At 54.6% G+C, this 25,106-nt stretch carries 22 protein-coding genes; 7 read left to right on the top strand and 15 right to left on the bottom strand.

Annotated features, from left to right (window positions below):
* Positions 1-370: 370 nt before the first annotated feature.
* Both H4684_RS14790 and H4684_RS14785 read left to right on the top strand, forming a co-directional pair.
* A complete protein-coding gene (locus tag H4684_RS14790; protein WP_192624342.1) occupies positions 371-3,808 on the top strand; it encodes a PAS domain S-box protein in 3,438 nt (1,145 codons plus the stop codon).
* 452 nt (positions 3,809-4,260) lie between these two features.
* Positions 4,261-4,944 (top strand): dihydrodipicolinate reductase C-terminal domain-containing protein, encoded by a 684-nt coding sequence (locus H4684_RS14785; protein ID WP_192624341.1) that lies wholly within the window; start codon positions 4,261-4,263, stop codon positions 4,942-4,944.
* Between the two features lie 111 nt (positions 4,945-5,055).
* Here the strand turns inward: H4684_RS14785 and H4684_RS14780 are convergent, their stop codons facing one another.
* A complete protein-coding gene (locus H4684_RS14780; RefSeq protein WP_192624340.1) occupies positions 5,056-5,613 on the bottom strand; it encodes a hypothetical protein in 558 nt (185 codons plus the stop codon).
* A 446-nt stretch (positions 5,614-6,059) separates the two neighbouring features.
* A complete protein-coding gene (locus H4684_RS14775) occupies positions 6,060-6,464 on the bottom strand; it encodes a hypothetical protein (RefSeq protein ID WP_192624339.1) in 405 nt (134 codons plus the stop codon).
* Between the two features lie 245 nt (positions 6,465-6,709).
* Between H4684_RS14775 and H4684_RS14770 the strand changes: the two genes are divergently transcribed.
* Positions 6,710-7,288 carry a DJ-1/PfpI family protein gene (locus H4684_RS14770; protein WP_192624338.1) on the top strand — a complete coding sequence of 193 codons (579 nt, stop codon included), beginning with the start codon at positions 6,710-6,712 and terminating at the stop codon, positions 7,286-7,288.
* A 67-nt stretch (positions 7,289-7,355) separates the two neighbouring features.
* On the opposite strand, the gene H4684_RS14765 is transcribed toward H4684_RS14770, so the two are convergent.
* The gene (locus H4684_RS14765) at positions 7,356-9,308 is read right to left on the bottom strand and encodes a methyl-accepting chemotaxis protein (protein ID WP_192624337.1); all 1,953 of its coding nucleotides are present in this window, start codon (positions 9,306-9,308) and stop codon (positions 7,356-7,358) included.
* 392 nt (positions 9,309-9,700) lie between these two features.
* Here H4684_RS14765 and H4684_RS14760 point away from each other — a divergent pair, with 392 nt between their 5' ends.
* The gene (locus tag H4684_RS14760; protein WP_192624336.1) at positions 9,701-10,879 is read left to right on the top strand and encodes an alanine racemase; all 1,179 of its coding nucleotides are present in this window, start codon (positions 9,701-9,703) and stop codon (positions 10,877-10,879) included.
* Positions 10,880-10,930: 51 nt separating this feature from the next.
* Here the strand turns inward: H4684_RS14760 and H4684_RS14755 are convergent, their stop codons facing one another.
* Positions 10,931-11,584 carry an HAD family hydrolase gene (locus H4684_RS14755; RefSeq protein WP_192624335.1) on the bottom strand — a complete coding sequence of 218 codons (654 nt, stop codon included), beginning with the start codon at positions 11,582-11,584 and terminating at the stop codon, positions 10,931-10,933.
* A gap of 239 nt (positions 11,585-11,823) precedes the next feature.
* Here H4684_RS14755 and H4684_RS14750 point away from each other — a divergent pair, with 239 nt between their 5' ends.
* Both H4684_RS14750 and H4684_RS14745 read left to right on the top strand, forming a co-directional pair.
* A complete protein-coding gene (locus H4684_RS14750; RefSeq protein ID WP_092191815.1) occupies positions 11,824-12,423 on the top strand; it encodes a peroxiredoxin in 600 nt (199 codons plus the stop codon).
* Between the two features lie 238 nt (positions 12,424-12,661).
* Entirely contained in the window at positions 12,662-13,810 is a 1,149-nt protein-coding gene (locus tag H4684_RS14745) for a PQQ-dependent sugar dehydrogenase (protein ID WP_225940460.1), read from the top strand.
* Here the strand turns inward: H4684_RS14745 and H4684_RS14740 are convergent, their stop codons facing one another.
* A complete protein-coding gene (locus H4684_RS14740; RefSeq protein WP_192624334.1) occupies positions 13,811-15,760 on the bottom strand; it encodes a methyl-accepting chemotaxis protein in 1,950 nt (649 codons plus the stop codon).
* A gap of 344 nt (positions 15,761-16,104) precedes the next feature.
* Between H4684_RS14740 and H4684_RS14735 the strand changes: the two genes are divergently transcribed.
* Positions 16,105-16,920 (top strand): 4Fe-4S binding protein, encoded by an 816-nt coding sequence (locus tag H4684_RS14735; protein ID WP_192624333.1) that lies wholly within the window; start codon positions 16,105-16,107, stop codon positions 16,918-16,920.
* A 100-nt stretch (positions 16,921-17,020) separates the two neighbouring features.
* Here H4684_RS14735 and bamD read toward each other — a convergent pair whose 3' ends face one another.
* The 10 genes from bamD to H4684_RS14685 form a co-directional block, all read right to left on the bottom strand.
* Positions 17,021-17,734, bottom strand: a complete 714-nt coding sequence (bamD, locus tag H4684_RS14730; RefSeq protein WP_192624332.1) for an outer membrane protein assembly factor BamD — start codon at positions 17,732-17,734, stop codon at positions 17,021-17,023.
* Between the two features lie 160 nt (positions 17,735-17,894).
* Positions 17,895-18,215: a thioredoxin gene (trxA, locus tag H4684_RS14725; protein ID WP_092191823.1), complete on the bottom strand. Its 321-nt coding sequence runs from the start codon at positions 18,213-18,215 to the stop codon at positions 17,895-17,897.
* Between the two features lie 3 nt (positions 18,216-18,218).
* Positions 18,219-19,289 (bottom strand): tRNA (adenosine(37)-N6)-threonylcarbamoyltransferase complex transferase subunit TsaD, encoded by a 1,071-nt coding sequence (gene tsaD / locus H4684_RS14720; protein WP_192624346.1) that lies wholly within the window; start codon positions 19,287-19,289, stop codon positions 18,219-18,221.
* Between the two features lie 44 nt (positions 19,290-19,333).
* Entirely contained in the window at positions 19,334-20,350 is a 1,017-nt protein-coding gene (gene fbp / locus H4684_RS14715) for a class 1 fructose-bisphosphatase (protein WP_092191825.1), read from the bottom strand.
* Between the two features lie 5 nt (positions 20,351-20,355).
* Positions 20,356-21,048 carry a hypothetical protein gene (locus H4684_RS14710; RefSeq protein WP_192624331.1) on the bottom strand — a complete coding sequence of 231 codons (693 nt, stop codon included), beginning with the start codon at positions 21,046-21,048 and terminating at the stop codon, positions 20,356-20,358.
* Between the two features lie 131 nt (positions 21,049-21,179).
* Entirely contained in the window at positions 21,180-21,932 is a 753-nt protein-coding gene (locus tag H4684_RS14705; RefSeq protein ID WP_192624330.1) for a tetratricopeptide repeat protein, read from the bottom strand.
* Between the two features lies 1 nt (position 21,933).
* Positions 21,934-22,215 carry an FtsB family cell division protein gene (locus H4684_RS21275; protein ID WP_092191831.1) on the bottom strand — a complete coding sequence of 94 codons (282 nt, stop codon included), beginning with the start codon at positions 22,213-22,215 and terminating at the stop codon, positions 21,934-21,936.
* A gap of 3 nt (positions 22,216-22,218) precedes the next feature.
* A complete protein-coding gene (locus H4684_RS14695) occupies positions 22,219-22,803 on the bottom strand; it encodes a zinc-ribbon domain-containing protein (RefSeq protein ID WP_192624329.1) in 585 nt (194 codons plus the stop codon).
* Between the two features lie 9 nt (positions 22,804-22,812).
* A complete protein-coding gene (locus tag H4684_RS14690) occupies positions 22,813-23,988 on the bottom strand; it encodes a type IV pilus twitching motility protein PilT (protein ID WP_192624328.1) in 1,176 nt (391 codons plus the stop codon).
* A 1-nt stretch (position 23,989) separates the two neighbouring features.
* Complete coding sequence (locus H4684_RS14685; protein WP_192624327.1) at positions 23,990-25,072, bottom strand: type IV pilus twitching motility protein PilT; 1,083 nt, start codon at positions 25,070-25,072, stop codon at positions 23,990-23,992.
* Positions 25,073-25,106: the final 34 nt, after the last annotated feature.

Genomic DNA, 25,106 nt, shown 5'->3' with positions numbered 1-25,106 from the left:
ACTACTACAGAAGGAGGATCCCCTCAATCAAAATATTCAATTATTCCCAATAGATTTCTGTTTCGACGACTTTACTAACAACCCCGAAAGTCGAGTAAATATTCCTGTATGACATTGCAGTTTTTAAAAATTCAAAATTGTTTTTTGTATGACAAATTTTCTTTTTTAAACAAAAGCTTGGCTTCTATTATTAATAAATTTGCCGGAAATACTGGTCATGCAACTAAAACAAGATGGAGCATTGTTTAATTTTTTTAGCCTATGAGCTAGCTTCCTGGACGAAAAACCTGAACTGACCATCTGCGCCCACGAAGAAAAGACTGAACGGTTTTCAGGTTTTGTCGCATGTTTTGAATTTCAGGAGGTAGGTATGGATCGTAACGACGTCGGCGGGAGGCTTAGACTCTATCGCCAGCTACGCAATCTGACTCAGGAAAGTCTTTCCGAGGTCATCGGCGTTACGAAGCAGCATCTGGGTCAGATCGAACGCGGGCAATGCAATCCATCGCTTGATTTTTTGTCCAAGGCTGCCAGTGCCCTGGACACGCATATCGCAAGCTTTTTCCTTGGCAACGGTAACGGCAATGATCCGGTCATGATCAACGCCCATTCGTTTCCTGAAAACGACGGAGGCGTCCGGCCCTTTTCAACCTGCGGGCTGTGGATGCTCTCCGGTCCCGGCGGGAAAAACATCTGGTCCAAATCCCTGTGTAGAATGCTCGGCCATGCGTCCGTGCGGGTTCCCTCCTTGACCCAATTCTGCAAGCATCTCACTACGGATGAGGCAGCGGCATTCCGGGCTTTTTTCGCGCAGGTGCTGGAAGGCGACGTCCCGGACTCCATAATCTTCGCGGTGACTCGTAAGGATGGCGTGCAGCGCAGAGTGCAGGCGGTGGCGGAAATTCTGAACGGCGGCGACGACCTCGCGGAAACGGCATACATCATATTCTGGGACATGACGGATTGGCTCGAAACGCGCCGCATCTTCCACTACACCCAGCAGGAACTCAACGACACCATTCGTGACCGGACGGCGGCCCTGACCAGCGCGGTATCCAACGCCAAGCGAGAGTTGGAACTGCGTCAGGATGCTGAACGCGCGGTCAAGCAGGCTCACACGAATCTGAGCCGGCTGGTTCAAACCATTCCGGTCATCGTCTATTCCCGAAGTTTCGAAGGTTCCACGACGCATTATTGCTCACCCCAGGCCCGCGCTGTCCTGGGGTACAATCCCGAGGCGGCGGATACGGCGGAAGGGTTCTGGACCGATCGCATCCATCCTGAAGACACCGCCATCTACCAGACGGCGATGGAACAGGCTTCGCGATCAGGCGTTCTCGACGTCGAGTATCGCGTCCTGGACGAGGCCGGAAGGGTGATGTGGTTTCACGACAAGGCGGTCATGACGGATGAGGGCGATGGGCTCGTCATGCACGGGGTGGCCACGGACATCACGCAGCAGAAGAACGAGATCGAAACCCGCAAGGCCCTTGAGCGCAAGAGCCGGCAGCTCGACACGATGCTGCGCCTCATCTGCGACAATGTGCCGGACATGATCTGGGCCAAGGATCTGGAAAAAAAGTATATTTTTGCAAACAAGGCTGTTTGCGAGACGCTGCTGGGTGCATGCGATACCAGCGAGCCCATCGGCAAGACGGACCTTTTCTTCGCGCAGCGGGAACGTGCCCGGCATCCAGACAATCCCGACTGGCACAGTTTCGGAGAAATCTGTCGCGACACGGATCAGATCACCATCGATTCGGCGTGTGCGCAACAGTTCGATGAATATGGCAATATCGCCGGAAAATTTCTGTTTCTCGACGTGCGCAAGGCCCCGCTCTTCGACGAAACCGGGGCCATGATCGGAACCGTGGGGTCGGCCAGGGACGTTACCGTTCAAAAAAGAATGGAAAAGGAACTGGAGGCGGGCAACGTCGCCCTGCGCGCCATTCTCGACAGCATCCCGGCCGACATCTGTGTCTGGGATGTCGCCACGGACGAAATTCTGTTCATGAACGCTTCCATGCGGGAGAGTTCAGCAAAATTCGGCACGGACCCCTACCACTTCCGGCATCAGCATGGCGAAACGGAAGGGTTGCGCACAGTCAGGGATGATTCCGGAGACAAAACGCTCTCCTGGGAGGCCCTCGATGCTCAGACCGGAAAATGGAATCTGTATTTCGACAGGTCCGTGTCCTGGTTTGACGGTCGTCCGGCCCGGATCCGCATCGCCATGGACATCTCCGCGCGCATGCAGGCCCAAACCCTCCTGAAAAAGGCCGCCGAGGAGCAGCGCATCCTGCTTGAGAACATCCAGACGCAGGTCTGGTATCTGACCGACGAGCAAACCTATGGCGCGGTCAACGGGGCTCATGCCGCCTTTGGCGGATTCGCCATTAAAGACATGGCCTACAGGGATCTTTACGAAATCTACCCCGCCGATGTGGCAGATATCTGCCGACAGGGAAACGAGCAGGTCTTTTTTTCGGGACGTCCGGTCCGCACCGAGGAGTGGCTGCCGCATTTTTCGGGTGACCAAAGGCTTGTATCAATCCTCAAATCACCCAAACTCCGTTCCGACGGAATGGTGGAATATGTGGTCTGCTCGGCCGAGGACATCACCGAGCGCTGGCGTTCCGAAGAGGCCCTCAAGAAAGCCAAGGAACTGGCCGAGGAGGCCAGCAGGGTCAAGTCCGGCTTTCTGGCCAGCATGAGTCATGAGATCCGCACGCCAATAAACGGGATCATGGGCATGCTTCAGCTTTTGCAGACCACGGAACTCAGCGAGGACCAGGATTCTTTCGTGGACATGGCCGTCAGATCCTGCGACCGCCTAGTTCGGCTGCTCTCGGACATCATGGATTTTTCCCGCATCGAGGCAGGCAAGCTCGCCATTCAGGCGTCACCGATGAGCCTTGAGAGTGTCTTTGTCCAAGTTCGCGAACTGTTCGCGCCTTTTCTTGAGGACAGCAAAGTGACGCTGGAATTCACCCTGGATCCGGCCCTGCCTTGCCGCATCATCGGGGATGCGTTTCGCTTGCAGCAGATCCTCAACAATTTTGTGGATAACGCCTGCAAGTTCACCTCCTCGGGCAGCGTATCCGTACAGGCTTTCAGACTGCCCGCCGTCGTTCCGGAAACGGTTCGGATCTTTTTCGAGGTATCGGACACGGGCATCGGCATACCCGACGATGAACTCAAGAGCCTTTTTGACCCGTTCATCCAAATCAGTGATGGATATGTCCGCAGCCGCAAGGGTGTCGGACTCGGCCTCTCCATCTGCAAACGCCTGGTGGAACTCATGGGCGGGAGCATGTCCGTGATCAGCGAGGCGGGCAAGGGCACGGCCTTTGCCTTTTCCCTGTCTTTTGCGATGGATTCGACCCTTGATCACCCAGGCGACGCCGATGGCCTGGAAGCCACCAATCTTTCGGGAAGGCGCATTCTGCTGGTGGAAGATGATCAGGTCAGCGCCCTGGCCCAGCAGGCCTTGCTCGGTCGCCACGGAGGCGAAGTGGTTCATGTCCGTGGCGGTCAGGAAGCCCTGGACACCCTGCGCGGCCACCCCTTTGATCTTGTGATCATGGATGTGCAGATGCCGGACATGGACGGCATCGAGGCCACCATGCGCATCCGCCGGGGAGAGGCCGGGGAGATGGTCAGGAACATTCCCGTCATCGCGTTGACGGCTTGCGCCATGGCCGGAGACAGGGAGCTCTTCCTGGACGTCGGCATGAACGCCTATGTGGCCAAACCCATGGACATCCGCGAGATGCTCCGTGTCGCGGGCCAGATACTCCAGGGCTGATGCCAGGAAGAGGCAAGGTAGCGACAAGGCAGCGACAAGGCAGCGACAAGGCAGCGACAAGGCAGCGACAAGGCAGCGACAAGGCAGAGGCAAGGCAGCGACAAGGCAGCGACAAGGCAGCGGCCAGGCAGAGGCAAGGCAGCGACAAGGCAGCTATCAGGCAGCTATCAGGCAGCGGCCAGGCCATCCGGATTCGGATGGTTTTTTTTTGGGGGCTGGCGAACGTGGCTGGATTGAGGCGACTGTCTGTCGCGAGCATTCTTGCGGCATGCAAATCGTGACATTGCATGCCGCGCACTTCCCGGTCCCTTTGACAAGCAAGAAAAACATTCATGGATACAAGGATATAGGACAAAATAAGCGCTTGCCGTGAGCACTGCCAATCATGTAGCGAACTGAACATGGATTCATGGGCCTGGGGCGCCCAAGCGCAACGACAAGGAAAGGAAGGTATGGAAAAGTTTACGATTATCATCGTTGGCCACGGAAAACTGGCGACCGAACTCTTGAATGGCCTGAACGGTTCGGCAATCTCTCGCGTGATTCCGTGGACTGGCCAGAACACTCCAAAAAGCGATCGATACATGGTGGTGCACGCCGGTTCAGGACGTGAACTCAGCGATGTCATCGAATTCTGCGCCGCCACCGCTTTCACCTTGCTCGACCTGTCCACCGGCGAATCACGCTTCCCCGCCACGATCTCGTTCCCGGTGGTCATCTGCCCCAACGTGAACATGCAGATGCTCTCCTTCATGGCCATGGTCAAACAGTCGGCCAAATATTTCCAGGGCCAGGACATCGAAATCACCGAATCCCACCAGGCATCGAAAAGCACCAGGCCCGGCACCGCCGTCCATCTTGCCAAATCCCTGGGCGTACCCGAGAGCCGGATTCGATCCGTCAGGGATCCGAAAGAGCAAAACGAGGTTCTTCAGATCCCCTCTTCATTTTTGGATCGACATGCATACCATGAGATCGTGATCAAAAATCCTGAAGTCTCGATTCGATTGGAAACGAAGGTGCTTGGCAAATCGGCGTATGCATCGGGTCTTGCACGGGTTGTCGAGATAGTGGCCAAAAGCGATCCAGTTCCTGGATATCATGACATTGTCGATCTTTTGATTGACGATAAGTAACAGGTCTCTGACGCAATTTCCTGTTTTCCCTGCTATCGTGTGTTAAAAAAAATGCAGGAGATTATTCGCTCTCCTGCATTGTCATAAAAAACCGCCCTGATTCTTCAGAAATCACTCTTTGCAAAAATCCTTGGCAGCTGCGTCCAAAGAGGGGTAGGCCGTGCCTGCACCATCAGGACCACCTTCTTTTTTGAAGTACCACTTTTCATTGACCTTCACAAAGGTCGGGACAACACCTGAATTGCATCGAACCTTGACTCGTTCTTTAGGGTTTGCTCCGCAGCACTCCCATTTGGCATGCACAATCCAAGCACTTGCCTGAGACACGAAAAAAAGCAAAACCGCCAGAGTAATCCAGAAAATTTTGTTTTTCAAAAAGTGCATTGCCCTACTCTCCCTTTGTATTTTGCGGATTTGATATCCGAACATATCGCTGACCCTCCTTTCGTGGGCAGGCCAACTTGCCACCGTATTTTTTTGCCAATCCCCTTTCTCAAGAACATGACATATAGGAACAGCGATACTTTGGCATGAGGGTCTATTTTTTTGGCAAATCCCTTCCAAACTTATAATCACCCCTGCATTTTTCGAGACAATCTTCTTTTTCCTTTCCACGAAGATCATAGCAGGAATTAAAGCATTCTCTGAAATCATTCTTGTATTCTTCATGGGCGTCTTTTTCGCTTTTATACATTTCACGACAGTCCTTTATGCATTGAGGATCTCCGTCGCATTTATCCATGCATCCGCCGTAACCCATGAACGCTGTTGAAGAAAAAGGGAATGTGACAATGGCAAACAAGATGAACACACACGAAAAAAAACATTTCACAACAAATTTCCTCCTAATTTTGAAATTTCAACCAACCAATCCATTCGTAACGATAAAATGTTTCCAAAAATATTGTCATCACCGAAATATTATTTCTGATATCAATGCAAAAAAAATCTGCACCTCTTCAAAGAAGACGACACTGCAAAAAGACGTCATCCCCTTGAAGAAGGGGATCAATGTCTTTTAAAATATCTCAAAAGAATGAATTTCGCGCCATTTTCCGACATGACACGCGTGCGCGGCAATGCTGCAAAGACTTAGTGTTTATTTTGCAGCACCATCATTTCTTCATTGGGAGCATATTGTTTTCTCCGCCAGATTCCGGGGTGATCATGACCCATCCGGAATGCGACCAAAGATGCGGACGTTCGTCCATCGAGCCGTGATATTGAAGCAGCCCAAGGGGTGTTTCAATCTCTTCCCCTTTCTGTCCCTGGATTTCAGTTCCTTCACGAGTCAAAACCCCATGATACCCTTGGCTTCTGCTGCCGGGTTGCAAAACGAGCGTGTCCAGCTTCCACCCGTCCTTTTCGACGGGGGGCAACGTCTGGAGCTCATGTTCGACACTGCCAGCTTGCGGACGCGTCTTGAGCTTGAAACCATTCGCATCCCAAGCCGACGCAGGCGTCACCATGACAAACCCGGCCAAAAAACATGCGATAAAGACTTTCAAAAATGAGTTCACGTAAATCCCCTGAGGTTGTGCTCGTGGTCATGAAAAAAACAATTCCTTGAGTAAAATACTTACGTAACTGATCCAAGGGAAAAAATCAATTTTTCCGCTTCGGACACAGACCGCTCCCCACTGAACATCCATGGACAATGGACAAGCACCCGCTTCAGGATCTATGAATCACCCTTCTTTATAAACCAACGAGTTCAGGCATGCCTTGCGCGATCCTGAATTCAACCGCTGAAGGAGGCGCGAACATGTCCAAGAAAATACTGATGCTGGTAGGTGATTACGTCGAGGATTACGAGGTCATGGTCCCGTTTCAGGCCCTGACCATGCTCGGTTACGTTGTAGAGGCGGTCTGCCCGGACAAGAAGGCCGGAGAGTTTGTGCGTACGTCCATCCATGATTTCGAGGGAGACCAGACGTACAGCGAAAAGCGGGGTCACAATTTCACCCTGAACAAGGATTTTGACGCGGTGGATACGGCCGATTATGCCGGACTTGTCGTTCCTGGCGGCCGTGCTCCGGAGTACATCCGCCTCAATGCACGCGTGCTTGAGATCGTCCGCGAGTTCGACGCGGCTGGAAAACCCATCGCGGCCATCTGCCATGGCCCGCTCGTGCTTGTCACGGCAGGGGTGCTCAAGGGCAAGAGCTGCGCGGCCTATCCCGCCTGCGGGCCGGACGTGACCTGCGCCGGTGGCAAGTACGCCGACATCGCTCTCGACAAGGCCCATGTGGACGGCAACCTCGTCACGGCTCCGGCCTGGCCTGCGCATCCGGACTGGATCGCCAAGTTCGCCGCGCTGCTTGGAGCCAAAATCTCCATTTAGCAAAAATCATAAACGAGCTTCAAAACATGACAGGCCCGGGAACCGCTTCCCGGGCCTGTCATGCGTTCTATACCCTGAACTGCCCCACCAGGCCCTTGAGCTGCTCCGCGAGCTTGGAAAGCTCTTCGGCGCTGGCCTGGACCTGTTCGCCGCCGGAACGGATGTCGTTGGTGATGGAGTCTACCGCGGTGATGTCCTGGGCGATGTCCCTGGACACTCCGGACATCTCCGAAGACCGCGAGGATGCGTCCTGAACGCCTGTCGTCGCCTGGTTGATGTTCGTGGCCACTTCCCGGGTCACGGCGGACTGCTCTTCGATGGCCGCGGCGATGGTGGTCACGATCTCGTTCACATCGCTGATGACCTTGACGATCTGCCCGATATCGGTGACCGCGCTGCCCGTGGCGCTCTGGATTCCGTTGATCTTGGTCCTGATGTCGTTGGTGGCCTCTGCGGTTTTCAGGGCCAGATCCTTGATCTCGTTGGCCACGACGGCGAATCCCCGTCCTGCATCCCCGGCCCTGGCCGCCTCGATGGTGGCATTGAGGGCCAGCAGGTTGGTCTGGGAGGATATGGCCGAGATCGTATCCGTGACCTTGCCGATTTCCTGGGCGGCCACGCCGAGTTCGCGCAGGATGCCCGCAAAATTGTCGACCTGATGCGCGGCGCTGTCGGTGGTACCCCGGGCGCGCTCGGTGTTGCTCGCGATTTCCCCGATGGTGGAGGTCATCTCTTCCGTGGCCGCCGCCACCGATGACAGGTTGGTCGTGGTCTGTTCCATGCCCGCGGCGACGGACGTGATATTCGTGCTCATCTCCTCCGCCGCCGCTGCCACGGTGGACGTCTTGGACGAAAGGGATTGCACGCTTTGCGTCGTCTGTTTGCTCACCGCTGAAAGCTCCGTGGCCGAAGATGCCACGGTCTGCGCGTTGCCGCTTATTTCGGAGATGATGCGCTGAAGCTTTTCCACAAAGGTGTTGAAGTATTGGGCCAAGAGACCGATCTCATCCTGGCTTTCAACCGGAAGCCGCTTGGTCAGATCACCTTCTCCCTCGGAGATGTCCCGCAGCAGGGCGACACAGTTTTTCACCGGGAGCAGAACGGACCGGCTGATCAGCAGTGCAATGATGAGGCCGACTCCGAAAAAGACAACGGAGGCGATGCCGATCATCCAGCGCATCTTGAAAACTTCAGCGAGCACATCATCCTGCATGGCTCCCACTGCAATGGACCAGCCATTGCCGTCGATGGGCGCGAATCCGAAAAAACGGTCCTTGCCCATGAAAAGATAATTATCAAATCCGGACTCGCCCTTGGTCATGCGCTGAAGCATCACCGCCAGGGCCGCGTATTCCGGGTCCTTCTTGCCTTCTTCGATGAAGTTGCGCTGTTCCAGCACGAACTGCCGGTTGCCGTGGGCTATGAGCGCGCCCTTGTCGTCGATGATGTAGGAATACCCCGAAGCGCCATACTTTATATTGTCCGTGATTTCGCTCAGCAGCGTGGCATCGAGGCGGGCAATCAGGACGCCCTTCACATCCCCGGCAAATCCCCAGATCGGAGTGGCGAGAATCAAGACCGGCGAATTGGTGACCCGGCTGATGATGACATTGGAAAACACGGATTTTCCGGCCATGGCGTCCTTGAAATATCCTCGGTCACCCAGCTCTGCCGTACTGCCGTCGGGATACCTGGCCTGGCCGTCGGCATCGATGACGCCCATGCCCAGGTATTTCATCCGCTCGGTTTCGCGCTCCAGAATGATTTGCTGCCGGTCCCAATTCATGGACCGGATCACGTCCCGATTGGCGATCCCCTCCATGCCCACCAGATAATAGTCCAGACGGCTCCGGACCAATCGCGCGCCATCCTGCGCCATGAGCTGGATATTCTCCTGCACCTGATTCAAGGCCGAACTCTTGGCTTGGTCATAGGCGATGAAAGCAAGGCCGGTGCAGACCAGAACCAGCAGACTCATAAAACCGCCGATCAATTTCATGCGAATCGGAATCTTCTTCATCGTTTTCTCCGGTCCATTCAAGGTTAGTCGGTTCACGGTCTCGTCAGCACCATTGGGACATGAGTCATGCGTGGCAGCAATCCTTAACACTCGGGAAAGAGCGCTGCGCGCATTCAAGGCATCCTTGCTCCACCCTGGCAACTGGGCGTTTTGGAAGCATAGCCCAGATTTATCTCAAGATAAAGAGGGAGATGAGAGAGGGGACTTCTTTCCCGCATGGAGGCGCGGAGTCTCAAAAAAGGCCCTGCGCGAGGATGAGCAACCGCAAAAGATGCGACCCGCCGAAGTGGGTGGCGGCGTCAAAGGCACCGGGCTTGAGTCGAATGGGGTTGTCGGCTAGGTCCATACATAATGACATTGTCCATAAAAAAATCTTCCTGGAGCGTGCCCGCATGAACGGACTTTCTTCCATAAATATATATTCGCCTGCTGACCTTTCGCAGTCCCTGCAGACCATGGACACACCCTGCCTGCTTGTTGACGAGGCGCGGATGAACACCAACATCCTCCGTCTGCACGATCGCCTGCAAAAAGCCGGCGTGGCCTTCCGTCCTCATTTCAAGACGGCCAAATCGTGGGATGTGTTCAGCCGGATGATGACCGGTCCGCACGGTCCGGCCACGGTCTCCACACTGCGCGAGGCGGAAGAATTGATCCGGCATGGCGTGACCGACATCATCTACGCCGTCGGCATCTCCCCTGACAAACTGCCGCGAGTTCAAAGGCTTCGCAAAGGCGGGATCACACTTGCCGTTTTGCTGGACAGCGTGGAGCAGGCCGTCGCGGTGGCCTCGGCGTCGGACCCTTTCGACCCCATCCCGGTGCTCATCGAGCTCGATTGCGACGGTCATCGCTCGGGCGTAAAGCCGCAGGATGCAACCCTGCTCCTGTCCATCGCAAAGGCGCTGACGCCCAAGGCACGGCTCATGGGCGTGCTGACCCACGCTGGCGAGAGCTACGAGGCGCGTGGGCAAGCGGCGCTTGAAGCCGCCGCCGAACAGGAACGCATGGCCGTGGTCACGGCCGCCGAGACGCTGCGCGCGGCCGGTCATCCGTGTCCGGTGGTCAGCGTCGGCTCGACGCCCACGGCCTTTACGGCTCAAAGCTACGAAGGCGTGACCGAGGTGCGCGCCGGAGTCTTTGTCTTTTTCGATCTGGTCCAGGCAGGCATCGGCATCTGCACCACGGACGACATCGCCCTTTCGGTGCTGAGCACCGTCATCGGACATCAGCGCGAGAAGGGTTGGACGATCATCGACGCCGGTTGGACCGCGCTGTCTTCGGATCGCGGCACAGCCGGTCAGACCGTGGACCAGGGGTATGGATTGGTCTGTGACGTCGCGGGTCATCCCATGGCCGATCTTGTAGTCACCATCGTCAACCAGGAACACGGCATTGTCGCAGCGCGCCCGGGCAGCCCCCGGTTGGACTGCGATCTGCCCATCGGCACGCGCCTGCGGATTCTCCCCAACCACGCCTGTGCAACAGCCACGCAGCATGACCGCTACCATGTCATCGGCGCTGGAAAGAACACGGTGACGGAAATTTGGGAACGCGGCAGGGGCTGGTAGCGGCCCCTGCGCTTTTTGAAAAAACCAGGTCCTGCCCTTGGTGAGTTTTTTTCAGTCCAGCAAAGAGACCAGTTCCATTGGGTGCCGCAAAATCACAGCCGCCCCGGCATCGAGCAACTCCCGCTCGGCCCTGAATCCCCACAGCACGCCCACCGGGTGCATCCCGGCGTTGACGGCCGTGAACATGTCCACATCCGTGTCGCCCAGATACAGAATTTCCTCCGGTTGCACGCCCAGATGGCGGATGACCTGCCTTGGCCCGGCCGGGTCGGGTTTCACGGCGACACCGGGCATCTGCCCCAGGGTCAATGTGAAATCCCAGCGTGAAAGAAATTCCTGCATGCAGAGTTCGGCAAAGGCCTGAGGCTTGTTGGTCAGCACGGCCACGGGGATCTTGCGGGTCGCAAGCGCATCCAGAAGCTCGGGCACGCCCTCGTAGAGGCAGGTTTTGTTCCGCCAGCCGGATTCATATTCGCGCAGGAAGGATTGCAGGCACTGCGCTCGCAGTTCTTCATCCTGCCTGTCCGCAGGCAGGGCGCGGGCCACGAGACGGCTTGCCCCGCTGCCAACAAAATGCCGGTAGGCGTCCACGGGGTGCGTCGCAAAACCGTGCTCCGCGAGCACCCGGTTCATGGCGTCAGCCAGATCGGCCAGAGTGTCGAGCAGGGTTCCGTCCATATCGAAAACGACAGCTTTGTATTTCACGATGACTTCCTTTTTATCCCAAGAAAATTTGAGCCTGAAAATGCAACGGTCCCCGAAGAAACGCCACGATGGAGGCGGGCTGCCTTCGCGGTTTCATGATTCGCGTCGCAGCGGCACAAGGTGGTTTGGAAAATTAAGTTAGACAAGTTAAATTTTGTTGACTTCGGACTTAGCCAGGAATAATTACCAATTCCATCAAGCATGCATAATCATGAACAATCAATCATATGGAGCTAGCAATGAGCGTACTCGTAAGCAAACAGGCACCTGATTTCACCGCACCCTCCGTAACTCCGGGCGGATGCATCGAGGACTTTACCCTCTCCTCCTTACGCGGAAAATATGTCGTGCTTTTTTTCTGGCCGCTGGATTTCACCTTTGTCTGCCCCACGGAGATCATCGCCCATGATCGCCGCCTGCAGGAATTTCGCGACAGAGGCGTTGAGGTGGTTGGCATTTCCATAGACTCCCAGTTCACCCATTTCGCCTGGCGCTCCACCCCCGTGGACCAGGGAGGCATCGGTCCGGTGGGCTTCAGCATGGTCGCGGACGTGAAGCACGAGATCGCTAGGGCCTATGGCATCGAACACCCCGATGCAGGCGTGGCCCTGCGCGCCTCCTTCCTGATCGACCGCGAGGGCGTGGTGCAGCATCAGGTCGTGAACAACCTGCCGCTTGGACGCAACGTGGATGAAATGCTGCGACTCGTCGACGCCCTGCAGTTCACCGAGAAATACGGCGAGGTCTGCCCTGCCGGATGGCAAAAAGGCGACATCGGCATGAAGCCCGACGCCGGCGGAGTGGCCGACTACCTCGCCAAAAACGTGGAAAAGCTTTAAGGGCTTTACGACACAGGCAAAAAAAGGCCGCCCGGGACGATGACGCCCGGGCGGCCTTTTTTGCTTGCAGGCGAATTGTCTGTTATGCGGGCAAGCATCGTCAGACGATTTTGTCATGAAAGCCGGATTCGTTTATTCCAGCGCACGTGGCAATACCTAATGTGACGCTTGAGGTTTCGGATCTTATCCGCAACACGGAACTTTTGTTTCAGACAAGGACCAGTCCAAGGGAGGTACCATGAAAATCAGCGCGTCCGCACGCATCAGCGGTGTGATCCTCATAATCTGCGCCATGACGCTGCTTTCCGGCATCGGCATGTCGGCGCAGGCCGAAGAGTTTTCATCCAAGCATCACCGTTTTCGCGTCACGGCCGTGGCCAGCGGACTGGAGCATCCGTGGAGCCTGGCCTTTCTCCCCGACGGCGATATGCTGATCAGCGAACGCCCAGGACGGTTGCGCATCGTCCGGGATGGAGTCCTCCTGGAAGAAGCGGTTCAGGGCCTGCCCCAGATTCGGGTGCGGGGACAGGGCGGCCTGCTTGACCTTCTTCCACATCCGGATTTTGCAAAAAACCGTCTGCTCTATTTCAGTTATTCCGGGAATTTAAATGGCGATGTGACCACGCACGTGGCCCGGGGAAGGCTTGAGGACGATACGCTCAAAGACGTTGAGGTTCTCTTCAGGGCTGAACCCGCCTCTTCGGGCAGGGTGCACTTCGGATCACGACTGAGCTTTGACGGCCAGGGCCATCTCTACATCAGCGTGGGCGACCGGGGGCAAATGCAGCGCGCGCAAAAGCTGGATGACCATGCCGGAAAAATCATCCGTATCCATGAAGACGGGCGCGTCCCCGAGGACAACCCTTTCGTTGGCGAACTCGGCGCATGGTCGGAAATATACAGCTACGGACACCGCAATCCCCAAGGCATGACCGTGCATCCGCAAACCGGAGAAATCTGGACCCACGAGCACGGCCCCAAGGGCGGGGACGAGATCAACATCATCCGTCCCGGTATCAATTACGGCTGGCCTGTCGTCACCCTGGGCATCGACTACACCGGTTTCACCATCGGGGAGGGGCTCAAGCACATGCCCGGCATGGCTGACCCGTTGCATCACTGGACTCCATCCATCGCCCCGTCGGGCATGACTTTTTACACGGGCGAAGCCTTTCCCGCATGGAAAGGAGACCTTTTCGTCGGCGCCCTCTCCCACCGCCACCTCGCGCGGCTGAAGCTGGCCGGAGAGGTTGTGATCGAAGAGGAACGGCTCCTTGAAAACCTGCGACTGCGCATCCGCGACGTGCGCCAGGGCCCGGACGGCAACCTGTGGCTGCTCACGGACCACGATCCCGGCCAGCTGCTGCACCTTGAGCCTGCCGACTGATCAGAACCTGAATCGGCTGACCAGCTTCTCCAGATGCGAGGACAGGTCGGCCAGCCCTCCGGCGCTGCGCAGCACCATCCTGCTCTCGTCCTGCATGGCGGTGGAGGAATCCAGAACCAGCTCGATCTCAGCGCTGATTTCCCTGGTCATGACGGAACTCGACGTGACGTTGGAATTGATTTCAGCGATGCCCCGGGCGGCCTGGTTCACGTTCTCGGAGATGTCTCTGGTCATTACGGCCTGCTCCTCCATGGCTTCCGATATGGAGATGACGATGTCGTTCATGTCCTCGATGACGGATATGATCTCCGCGATTTCGCTGGCGGTGACGGTGGTCACCTTCTGGATGGCCGCGACCGTTCGGCGGATGTTTTCCGTGGCGGCCGCGGTCTGCTGGGATAGCTCCTTGATTTCTCCGGCGACCACGGCGAAGCCGCGCCCTGCGGCCCCGGCCCTGGCGGCCTCGATGGTGGCGTTCAAGGCCAGCAGGTTGGTCTGGGAGGAAATGGCCGCGATGCTTGCCGTCACGGAGCCTATTTCATTGGCGGCCTTGCCCAGCTGGTCCATGTGGCGAGTGGTTTCCGCGGCCTTGACCACGGCGTCCGAGGTTGTGCGCTTGGCCAGTTCGGCGCTCTGGGCCACGCCCTGAATGGTCGCGGCCAGTTCGGTCGTGGATGCGGCCACGCTGCCGACGTTGACCGTGGCCTGCTCCATGGCGGCAGATACGGAATGCATGTTTTCGCTCACGGACTTGGCCGAGCTGTTTACGGCTTCGGCCCTACGCGTGGTTCCGGCGGAATTGTCGGTCAGGCCGGTTGACAAGGCGTCAAGCTCCGAGGACGCACCGGACAGAGAGCCGGTGGCCGTGACGATTTCCGCGAGCATCTCCCTGCTCTTGGCGACCATGGAGTTAAGGGAATCGGCCAGGTGCCCTATCTCGTCCCGAGCCGGGTAGACGATGGTTGCCGTGTAATTGCCGGCGGCCACCTCGTCGGCAAGCATGGCCATGCGCCGCACCGGAGCCAGCAGAACACGCCCCGCGATGCAGATCAGGATCACGGACAAGGCCAGCGGCAGAATCAGGCTGATCAGAGAATTTTTGATCAGCCGCGCATTGACCCCGTCCATGAGGTCCTCTGTCGCGACCCAGGTCGCAAAAGTCAGATTCCAGGGCTCGAAGGTCTGCAGGGCGACTTCCAGATGTCTTCCATCCTGCATGACAAAGGCAGCATGCCCGTTGTTTGCCTTGGCCTCACGGATGCCCGCGGCTACTTCGCCCTCCTCGGGCAAGGAGATGATGTCTCGCCCGAGAGCATCAAAGGCGAGCGTCCCGCCGTGTCCATCGACACGGACATTGCGCACGAAATCCGCAAAGGCGTCACTGATCAAAGGATGCGTAATTTCCAGGGCCCCGAGTACCTTGCCTTCGTTCAAATCCGTGAAGGGAACGTAGGCCGCCATGCGCCACGACCCTCCCAGCCAGACGATGCCTTCCCAGCTTTGATTGGACAGGACCGCCTTCTGGATCTCGGAATCCTCCCCGATGAAAGAACCCTTGCCCCAGAACGGCAATACAGATTCAAGGGATGTTGAAATGCGCACCAGCTTGCCCTCGTGAACTTGCAGCACCGAGGCCACTCCACCGGTGAACTGGGCGACCTTGCGCATCACGGCATCATCCTCATGCAGATAGACTGACCCGTGCTTCATGGCGGGAATGATTGACTTGCTGGACTCTCCGCCTTCCTGATTCACTAGATCAAGTTCGGCATCCATGAGCACTTCAGGAACAGGAAAACCACCCAATTCGAACTGGGTTTTCATGATATCCCGATCGATGATGATCTTTTTTTGCATGAGAGCATGCTGCAAGGCCACTGATTCCACCAACGTGGAAGAGATGCTGAAAAGCCCATCACGTCCTTGACGCAAGACGTCATTTCTCGTCATGAATATCTGCGACAGGGACAGACATAGAACTGTCACAAGAACGATGGCTATGGTGACGACAGAAAGCTTGATCTGAAATCCGAGATTTTTTCCCATAAGTATCGCACCTTGAATAAGATGATGTTTGAAATGGATATTTTGAAGAATTGTCTATCACCGACGTTGCTGTCTTGTGCGTTGAAAATGTCAAAAACGGATGACAGGATGGTGACAGGAGTGTGACGAACTCGCCCGTAAGCCAGAGACGGAAAGAATTCGGATAATGCAGATCAAATTTTCAACAATGATCCTTGCGGACCACCGCCAGGGTAAAAATTCTCGAATATAAACCGGAGCAGCAAGACATGCATAAATTCGACGCGCAGCAAATTCTGTTTTCCCCGACGGGGACCACCAGAAAGATCCTGGAATCCATAGCATCGGGCCTTGCGCCCGAAACCTGTACGCAACTGGATTTGACGTATCCTGGCTCAGGGAAATCTTCTTTGGGGGCCCGGATCGAAGACGGCGAGATCGCGCTCATCGGAATGCCGGTTCATGCAGGACGAATTCCCGCTCTGGCAGTGGAAAGACTGCGCGCTTCCGTAGAGGGAAAAGGACGCAAGGCGGTGCTTGTGGTCGTCTACGGGAACAGGGCCTACGAAGACGCCCTGCTGGAGCTTCGGGATCTGGCCGTGGAACTGGGGTTTGTGCCGGTCGCGGCAGCGGCCTTCGTGGGGGAACATTCCTTTTCTACGACGGATCTTCCTGTGGGTCACGGACGACCGGACAAGATCGATCTGGAGAAGGCGCTGAGCTTTGGAAGAAGCGTGCGGGAAAAAATGCTCGAAGGTGGGGACGGCGACGGCAACACCCAGATGCTGGAGGTACCGGGAAATTTTCCGTATCGCGAAGGGGTCCAGCCTGCCCCGATCTCACCCGAGACCGACGCCGACACATGCGTTCTCTGCGGCGATTGCGTCAGGTCCTGTCCCTCCAACGCCATCACCCTGACTAGCGACACCGTGGAAACCGACAAGATGGCGTGCCTGCGCTGCTGCGCTTGCGTCCGCGTCTGTCCGACTGGAGCCAGGGTCATGGTCCATCCAAGAATTTTGGAACTTGGGCGCACCCTGCATGAAAAATTTGCCGAGCGTCGCGAACCCGAGCTGTTTATTTGAGGGATAAGCGCAATCGAAGTTGAAACGCCAGGCGTGCTTGGAATAAAAAAAGGGGCGTCTCAGACGCCCCAATATAATTCAAATAACGGCCGCAGCCAAATCAAAGCCAGTCAAAATATTGCTTGAGCTTGCTCGGATGGCGCTTGGTGTCGTTATCCTGCTCCTGCGCGTAGTAATAAGCCACTTTGGCTTTTGTTTTGGCCAGCTGCACGATTTCACTCAGTTCAGAAAAATTCTCGATGATGTATGCGTAACGTGTCCATGCCGCATTGTACGAGCCGGACTTGAAATAAAAATCAGCCACGAACATTTCATGTTCGGCCATCAGCTTTCTGCATTTGACTATATATTCTAGTGCTTGGTCTCGATAAGCACTGTCGGGATATGCATTCACAAGTCTTCTGAAAGACTCGACAGCTTCACCGAGTTGCGTATGCGGCAGGTCGATGGATCGATGTGATTTGTATTTGTTCACGCCAATCTGAAACAGAACGTAATCGATGGACTCATGGCGTGGATGCATGTTCAGGAATTCTTCGTATGCATCGACGGCTTCCAGATACTGCGCATCAAGGGCATACGCATCGCCAAGCATGAGTCTGGCTTCCGTGGCGTAAGGGCTGAACGGGTATCTGTCATTGAGTTTGGTCAAGGAATCAATGGCTTCAACATATTCCTTGTCTTGCATGAAGCCACGAGCATTCTCGTAAAGCTCCTGGGCGGTGTCTTCAGGCGGAGTCAAGAAGTAATAGTCAATGGCTCCACACCCGTTTAAAAGCAGGACAAAAGAAAAAAGAATCAAATAGTTACGCATTACAATTACCTGGCTCACGGTAAATGGAAGTGATGGGACGAGATTGAATGCCATTTAGCTGATCGTCGGCGAAATGCACCAAACTCAACACAAAAAAGGAAGGGTGACCACTACGCTTTCGCAGCCACCCTCATCAGACAATCTCAAGGATCAACAACAATTAGAGAGCCTTGTCACTGAGCATCTGCTTCAGGCTGGCCTTGGACACAGCGCCTGTGACCTGCTCCACGACTTCTCCGTTCTTGAAAAGGATCAAGGTCGGGATGGCGCGGATTCCGTACTTGCTCGGTGTACCGGGATTTTCGTCGACATTCATCTTGACGATCTTGACCTTGCCCTCGAATTCCTGGGTCAGTTCTTCAATCACGGGAGCAATGGCCCTGCACGGTCCGCACCACGGTGCCCAAAAATCCACCAATACAGGAAGATCACCTTTCAAAACTTCCGCTTCAAATCCGGCATCGTTCACTTGTGCAGCCATTATTCACTCCTTGAAGAAAGGGTTTACAATAAAATCATTGGGAACAATCTTTCCCCGTGGGATGGCCTCAAAATCCATGGAACTCATGAGACCTCTATTCGCCCACTGAACTCCTGCGTACGCTATCATAGCCGCATTATCACCACAATAGTTTTGCGCGGGAGCTAAAAATTTGAATCCCCGGTCGCGCGCAAACGTAGAAAATCTTTGCCGAAGATGGCTGTTGGCAGCCACCCCGCCGGCCAGGCACAGGGTTTTGACCTCTTGACAGCGCGCCACGGCCCGTCTGGTCTTCTCAAGCAGGGTCTCGACGATCGTCTCGTTCACCGTGGCGCAAAGGTCCTTGATTTCCTGAGGGATGCTTTCCACGTCAAAGGAGGCATAGTCAATGGCGGCAAATGATTTTTTATGCACATATTGCGCAACCGCCGTCTTCAGACCGCTGAAACTGAAATCACAGTTGTCGTTGTGCAGATACGGCTTTGAAAAAAGACGCGGATCCGCAGTGCCGTGCCCGGCCAGAATGTCTATGTATTTCCCCCCTGGATAGGGAAGATTCAAAACCTTGGCAATCTTGTCGAACGCCTCGCCCGCGGCATCATCAAGCGTCTTTCCAAGCAGGTTGAATTCGCAGGGAGCGGGCATTTCGTAGATGTGCGTATGCCCCCCGGAAACGAGAACGCCAAGGGCTGGGTACTCGATGGCATCGGTAAAATCGCAGGCCAGCAGATGCGCATGGAGGTGATTGACCCCTATGATCGGAATCCCGAGCGACAAGGACAACGACTTGGCATAGGAGATGCCGACCAGAAGCGCGCCCAGCAGGCCCGGTCCGCGAGTGACCGCGATGAGGTCGATACCCTGCCCCGCTGACCGATCCGCGCTTTGAAGCACCGAGGAGACAAGCCCGTCCAGCAGGCGCAGGTGTTCCCGCGAGGCCAGTTCCGGCACGACTCCGCCAAAAACCGAATGCATGGGAATCTGCGTGTGCACGAGATCGGTGATGAGATGTCCGTCTTGCCAAAGCGCGACGGAAGTCTCGTCACAGGAGGTTTCAATGCCAAGACAGATCATCTTCTGCACATGTTTTCAAGAGATGCTGGGGACAAAGTGAATTCCTAGCTTTTGGCGGCGTCTGCATAGAACTTGAGGACAACCTCGACGTCTTGCTTGGATCCTATGAACAAGGGTACGCGCTGATGCAGTTCCTGAGGCTCGATGTCCAGGATGCGGCGGATTCCGTCCGTCGCGAGGCCGCCGGCCTGCTCGGCGATCATGGCCATGGGCGCGGCTTCGCACATGAGTCGCAGCTTGCCTGAAGGCTTGCGCAAATCACGCGAGTCGGCGGGATACATGAAAATGCCGCCGTAAATCAGATTTCGGTGGAAATCGGAAACCAGGGAGCCGATATAGCGCGAGCTGTAAGGACGGCCAGTAGCGCTGTCATTGGACTTGAAATAATTCACGATATTTTTTGTGGGCTCGTCCCAATAGGAAAAATACCCTTCGTTGACGGAGTAGATTCTTCCCCGTTCCGGAATTTTTATGTCCGGGTGCGAGAGCAGGAACTCGCCCACGCTGGGATCAAGAGTGAACCCGTGAACACCGTTTCCGGCGGTATAGACCATCATCGTCGAGGAACCGTAGATGATGTACCCGGCCGCGACCTGCATGGAGCCCTTCTGGAGCAGGTCTCCGACGCTGACGGCCTGCTGATCGAAGGACGTCCGGCGATAAATGCTGAAAATGGTCCCGATGCTGACATTGGCGTCGATGTTGGCCGAACCGTCCAGTGGATCAAAGATCAGGATGTAGTCGCCGACGGGGTACTGGCGGGGGATCGGAATAAAATCAGCGTTTTCCTCCGATACCATGGCGCAAAGCACGCCGGCCCGTTCCATTCTTCTGATGATGACACGGTTGGCGAAATCATCCAACTTCTGGACGATTTCTCCCTGTACGTTCACTTCCCCGGTAACGCCGAGAACATCAAGCAGACCAGCCTTGGAAACTTCGCGATCGATGATCTTCGCGGACAGGATCAGTTCGGTCAGCAATCTGGTGAAACGACCGGAGGCCATTGGCCTCTCTTTTTGACGCAGGAGCAAATGTTCGACAACTGTTACTTGGCGCATGCTTATTACTCTTGATTGAGATGTAAATATACAAGATTATCAGAACCCATGCTTCTGATCCAATACCACTGTTTGTCATTAATCTCAATACTTCCTGAATACTTGGATGAATTTCTCAAATTTATGCATGCTTCGGAAAAATTGACGATTGCTGGTCCGCAAATCTGGTCGTCAACGGCGATCACGGTTCGGTTGTCAGGTATTTCAACCGCGAGAGCGTTCATATCGACTTCAACGACTGTCGTCTTGTATTGCCCGTCAGGCGTTGAGTAAAGATGGATAAAGAATTGTCGATTGTCTTTAAATACAAAAACCCTGCTCTTCTCAGGACTGAAGTCAGCCAGTATAGTGCGGATCGCCGGATCGAAGCCAAGTGCGTCATCACCGGAAATAAAAAGCTGATCCTGATCCAGAACCGCGACATTCTTGATCCACGGCTGAATAGATTTTTGATATTCAATCCAATTTTCATCCACTCGTGAATCAAAAAGATCGAGCTGGTTTGCCAGCCGAACAATTTTACTGTCAACAGTATAATAATCATCCAGAAATTCTGCAGGAATATCAGCAGAAAGTGTGTCTTCGTAATCAATACTTGCTACCGGATTAACGTATTCGTTGTAATATTGCTGCGTAACCTTAACAGGTTTGCACGCTACAAGTAAAAGCAACGCAAGGATTGGAATGATAAATTTCATGGAGTCTCTCGGAATCGATTGGAATTGAATAAGAAAGTACCAAAAAAGGCAAACTCATGTAAAAAATGAAAATTTATAAGGACCTATAGTTGCGACAAAAAAGAATCAAGAGGGAATTTCGCCGTGAAGTTTCAATCGCCATTCAGGGATTGCGGATTGGATTTTTGTTCAAGACGATCCGCCAGGGTGTTGAGCACAAAAAAAAGTTTGTTGTTTTTTTCGACCGCCGGATCGGGCACGCTGCCCAATTCCTTGTGTGCGTTGGCGCGCAGTGCGCTCAACTCCTTCCGCTCTTCCTCGTTGACCACCCCTTCCAGCAGGTCATCGTAAATTTTTATGGCCTGCGCGAATTCCCCCTGGGCCACCAGGAGTTTGGCCATGGTTTTCGTCTTTATTCCGGAATTGAGACAAATTTGGGCGACTTCTTCGGCATCAAGATCCTGTTCCGGTTCGACACTTGGAGAGTCCGAACTGGTCAGTTCGGTGTAATGGCCTATGCCGTAGGTCAGGAGCTTGAGCAGATCGACATCTTCACCCCGTGCGTTTCGTTCAACCAGAAAAGACGCCAACGCCAAATCGGAGCGCTGGGACTTTGCATAGTGTGCGCGGAGGCTCACCCAGAATTTTTCATAGGACAGCAGCTTGGAGAACACGGAAAACGCCTTGTTTTCAGCGGCCGAAGTATCGCCGACTTCGCTCAAGAGCTCAATCAGATACAGCTGCGCTTCAAGATAGTCAGGATGATGCTCTATCCCTTTTTGTACAATCTCGATGGCTCGTTGCGTATGACCTTGCTTCCGATACAGCCGGGCCAAAGGAAAAAAAATCTTTGATCCCGAGTCATGTTCTAGAAGTTCGTCGAAAAGGTGTAGTGTATCGTTCATATTATTTCAGGATGTACATCAGTTCATTGTCGGCGACGTAAAAAAGCTCGCGCTTGATCAACCTGTTTACATATTGGTCATTCTTCTTGAGAATGCGAATTTCAGAACTGATTTCCCTGTTCCGAAAATCGACACCGTCAATTTTCTCTTGCACACTTTCTATCTTGTTTTTCAAATCATTATAAACAGGCAATCCGCTGTCTTCATCAAATATCTTGAAGACAAGAAATATATTGATTATGCACAGCAGAAAAAGAAAAATCTGATTTTTACCATGAATCATGAACTACCCTTTCATGTGCAGTCTTTGTGCTGCAACAGCCCAAGGCTCACTATAGCTTTTGAATTCACCCATAGCAAGGTCAAGAATGTTTTCGATTCTTTCACTGTCTTTCGCGCTGACAACGGCATTTACGCCTCTGAAAAAGGCTTCGTTGGCATGCAGGCTCTTGCAGTCGGCTTCGACCAAAATGATGTTGACATCCCGGCGGCGCAATCCGTTCCATTTCCTGACAACACCCAGGATGGCCTTGGCTTCTTCCGATTCTTCAAGGATAAGGATGTTGTAGTAATTGATGCGAACCTTATCCAACGCCTCGTGAATAAGTGAGGTTTCGGAAACAAAAATGCCGCGCGATTTCAGGAAAAGGCCTATTCTCTCGGAGAGTTTCCTGTTCTTGACAAACAAAAACGCCACTGTCGCATCATGCGGAAAATGTTCAGGCGGGGCGATTTTTTCATTTTCGCTTTCCTGATCGACGACAATCGGTTCTCTGCACTTTGGACAATTGAGTTTGAACTTTCTGGTTTCAGGAATACGGTCGTCCGGTATCACAAAACTGGATTTGCAGTGAGTGCACGTGATGTCCATTCTAACCTCTCAAAAAAAGGAGCTCTTGCGATCATATTCATGATCAAGTTCAAGGCCTTCAATATCCGTAACCTTCTCTCCTCGGGCGGTTTTGATCTTGTCCAGCATCTGGGCCAGGCGTGATTTGTCCGATCCGTAGAGCATGGCGACATCTTCGGTGATGATGTTTTCGTAAAACTGGTTGGCGATGTACTTGTCGAAAGTGATCATGCCGTAGGCATCACCGGATTCAACAATGTTATAGAAGGACTTGTCTTCGCTCTCGCCGTTGTAAATCACTTCCTTGATGCGCAAGTTCGATTTCAAAACCTCGAAAGCGGGCACTCGCCCACCACCAAGACGCGGCATCAATCTTTGCGAAACGACAAACTTGAGACTCTCAGCCAGACGAGATCTGATCAATCGCTCTTCGGCAAGCTCAAACATGCCGATGATGCGGTTGATCGTCTGGCCGGTGTCGCTGGTATGCAGGGTGCCGAGCACGAGATGGCCTGTCTCCGCGGCCTCCAGGGCAATGGTGATCGTATCGCGGTCCCGGATTTCACCCACCAGGATAACCTTTGGCGCCTGGCGCAACGCAGCTCGCAGCCCCGACGAGAAAGAATCGAAATCAAGGCCGAGTTCACGCTGGTTCACGGTCCCGAGCTTGTGCTCGTGAACATATTCGATCGGATCCTCAAGCGTGACGATATGCTTGCGGTGCATCTGGTTTATGTTGTCGATGAGGGCGGCAAGGGAAGTGGTTTTACCCGTGCCGGTGGCGCCGGTGACCAGAATGAGGCCGAACTTCTCCTTGGACATTTCGTAAAAAACTTCAGGCAGGGCGAGGTCCTTGATCGTGGGCACTATGGAGGTCAGCTTGCGCATCACGATGGCCAGCGAGCCCTTCTGCCCCAACACGTTGACCCTGAAGCGGCAGCGGCCAGGCAGTTCGTAGGAGAGATCGCAGGAGCCTGTGCGCAACTGATCCTCATAAAGGCGCATATTGCGGCCCATGAGGCACATGGCCACGGCTTCGACCTGAAAGGGCAGGAGCGGTCCCGGGTTCGGCTCCAGCTTGGCGTTGACGAGCTCGCCGTGAACTTCCGCCTGCACGTGCTTGTTTACCGTGAAGAGGATATCCGAGGTATCAGGTGCGAAATCGAGAACCTGATGCAGGATATGGTCAAGATGCGCTCTTTGCATACTACACCTCGGTGAAATCTTGGGGCGGGGTGGTCAGAAATTCCCTGAATTTCGATTTTGTGGCCGCCTTGTTGTACGCCTGCTCGGCGTCGATGACACCGGCGGTGAGAAGTTTCATGATGGCATCGTCGATACTCTGCATGCCGAACTTTCGTCCGGTCTCGATAACGGAGTTGATCTGGAAGATCTTGTTTTCGCGGATCAGATTGCGCACGGCGGGGGTGGCGATGAGGACTTCAATGCCTGCCACGCGCCCGGGCTGGTCGATGCGCTTGAAAAGATTCTGCGCGATGATGGCTCTCAGGGAATCGGCGAGGCCGGAGCGGATCTGGCCCTGCAAATCACCGGGAAAGACCTCGATGATGCGGTCGATGGTTTTCGAGGCGGAGATGGTGTGCAGGGTCGCAAAAACCAGATGACCCGTCTCGGCGGCTTCAAGGGCCAGCTGAATGGTTTCCAGATCTCGCATTTCGCCGACCAGGATGATGTCCGGGTCCTCGCGCAAGGCCCCGCGCAAGGCCGCGCTGAAGGACAGGGTGTCCCGGCCGACTTCGCGCTGGTTGATCAGGCAGTTCTGAGGTTCGTGCACGAATTCGATGGGGTCTTCGATGGTCAGAATGTGATCCTTGCGGATCTTGTTCACGTAATCGACAATGGCTGCCAGGGTTGTCGACTTACCGCTTCCGGTCGGGCCGGTGACCAGCACGAGCCCTTTGGGCAAGAGCGCCAGATTCTTGAGGATGCCCGGCAGGCCCAGATCCTCGATGGTGAGGATTTTTTGCGGAATTTCGCGAAAAACCGCGCCTATTCCGCGTTTCTGCATGAAAAAGTTGGCGCGGTACCGAGCCAGGTGGGTGACTTCGTAGGAAAAATCCACATCACCACATTCTTCGAATGTCTTGATCTTGTTTTCAGGGGTAATTTCGTAAAGCAGTTTCTTGAGTTCTTCGTGTTCAAGAAATTTGTACTTGATGCGCTGCATTTCGCCATGCAGTCGGATAATCGGTTGCGAACCTGATGAGAGATGAAGATCCGAGGCCCCAAGCTCATGCATCATCTTGAAAAAAGCATCTATTTGAGCCATTTATGCCATCCTCCAAAGGAACTGTCCGCAAAAA

Source organism: Desulfomicrobium macestii, from assembly GCF_014873765.1.
GTDB lineage: Bacteria > Desulfobacterota > Desulfovibrionia > Desulfovibrionales > Desulfomicrobiaceae > Desulfomicrobium > Desulfomicrobium macestii.
Note: the sequence above shows the minus strand (reverse complement) of the source record. Positions and strands in the feature narration are given on the sequence as shown.

What these genes read in the sequence shown, in the direction of transcription:
- H4684_RS14780 (WP_192624340.1), bottom strand. Translation starts at nt 5,613, where the DNA reads ATGAAGAATACAAGAATGATTTCAGAGAATGCTTTAATTCCTGCTATG.
- trxA (WP_092191823.1), bottom strand. Translation starts at nt 18,215, where the DNA reads ATGGCTGCACAAGTGAACGATGCCGGATTTGAAGCGGAAGTTTTGAAA.
- H4684_RS14690 (WP_192624328.1), bottom strand. Translation starts at nt 23,988, where the DNA reads ATGCAAAGAGCGCATCTTGACCATATCCTGCATCAGGTTCTCGATTTC.
- H4684_RS14790 (WP_192624342.1), top strand. Translation starts at nt 371, where the DNA reads ATGGATCGTAACGACGTCGGCGGGAGGCTTAGACTCTATCGCCAGCTA.
- H4684_RS21275 (WP_092191831.1), bottom strand. Translation starts at nt 22,215, where the DNA reads ATGATTCATGGTAAAAATCAGATTTTTCTTTTTCTGCTGTGCATAATC.
- bamD (WP_192624332.1), bottom strand. Translation starts at nt 17,734, where the DNA reads ATGCGTAACTATTTGATTCTTTTTTCTTTTGTCCTGCTTTTAAACGGG.
- H4684_RS14705 (WP_192624330.1), bottom strand. Translation starts at nt 21,932, where the DNA reads ATGAACGATACACTACACCTTTTCGACGAACTTCTAGAACATGACTCG.
- H4684_RS14785 (WP_192624341.1), top strand. Translation starts at nt 4,261, where the DNA reads ATGGAAAAGTTTACGATTATCATCGTTGGCCACGGAAAACTGGCGACC.
- H4684_RS14685 (WP_192624327.1), bottom strand. Translation starts at nt 25,072, where the DNA reads ATGGCTCAAATAGATGCTTTTTTCAAGATGATGCATGAGCTTGGGGCC.
- H4684_RS14695 (WP_192624329.1), bottom strand. Translation starts at nt 22,803, where the DNA reads ATGGACATCACGTGCACTCACTGCAAATCCAGTTTTGTGATACCGGAC.
- H4684_RS14710 (WP_192624331.1), bottom strand. Translation starts at nt 21,048, where the DNA reads ATGAAATTTATCATTCCAATCCTTGCGTTGCTTTTACTTGTAGCGTGC.
- fbp (WP_092191825.1), bottom strand. Translation starts at nt 20,350, where the DNA reads ATGCGCCAAGTAACAGTTGTCGAACATTTGCTCCTGCGTCAAAAAGAG.
- H4684_RS14770 (WP_192624338.1), top strand. Translation starts at nt 6,710, where the DNA reads ATGTCCAAGAAAATACTGATGCTGGTAGGTGATTACGTCGAGGATTAC.
- H4684_RS14740 (WP_192624334.1), bottom strand. Translation starts at nt 15,760, where the DNA reads ATGACGAGAAATGACGTCTTGCGTCAAGGACGTGATGGGCTTTTCAGC.
- H4684_RS14745 (WP_225940460.1), top strand. Translation starts at nt 12,662, where the DNA reads ATGAAAATCAGCGCGTCCGCACGCATCAGCGGTGTGATCCTCATAATC.
- H4684_RS14735 (WP_192624333.1), top strand. Translation starts at nt 16,105, where the DNA reads ATGCATAAATTCGACGCGCAGCAAATTCTGTTTTCCCCGACGGGGACC.
- H4684_RS14765 (WP_192624337.1), bottom strand. Translation starts at nt 9,308, where the DNA reads ATGAAGAAGATTCCGATTCGCATGAAATTGATCGGCGGTTTTATGAGT.
- H4684_RS14750 (WP_092191815.1), top strand. Translation starts at nt 11,824, where the DNA reads ATGAGCGTACTCGTAAGCAAACAGGCACCTGATTTCACCGCACCCTCC.
- tsaD (WP_192624346.1), bottom strand. Translation starts at nt 19,289, where the DNA reads ATGATCTGTCTTGGCATTGAAACCTCCTGTGACGAGACTTCCGTCGCG.
- H4684_RS14760 (WP_192624336.1), top strand. Translation starts at nt 9,701, where the DNA reads ATGAACGGACTTTCTTCCATAAATATATATTCGCCTGCTGACCTTTCG.